Annotated in this window: 1 rRNA gene; it reads left to right on the top strand. The window is 53.7% G+C overall.

Annotation, left to right across the window (positions count from 1 at the left end):
• Positions 1-285, top strand: a 16S ribosomal RNA gene (locus AC2Q9J_RS17840); the annotation flags it as partial.

Below are 285 nucleotides of genomic sequence, written 5' to 3'. Positions count from 1 at the left end.
CGTGCCAGCCACCGCGGTAACACCGGCACCCCGAGTGGTAGCCACTATTATTGGGCCTAAAGCGTTCGTAGCCGGTTTAGTAAATTCTTGGGTAAATCGTACAGCTTAACTGTGCGGATTCCGGGGACACTACTAGACTTGAGACCGGGAGAGATTAGAGGTACTTGCAGGGGAGCGGTGAAATGTTGTAATCCTGCAGGGACCACCAGTGGCGAAGGCGTCTAATCATAACGGCTCTGACGGTGAGGAACGAAACCCTGGGGCGCAAACTAGGATTAGATACCC

This window comes from Planococcus sp. RAB007_Raresut (assembly GCF_057369535.1).
The sequence above is the reverse complement of the archived record's forward strand: the minus strand, read 5'-3'. Positions and strand labels throughout refer to the sequence as shown.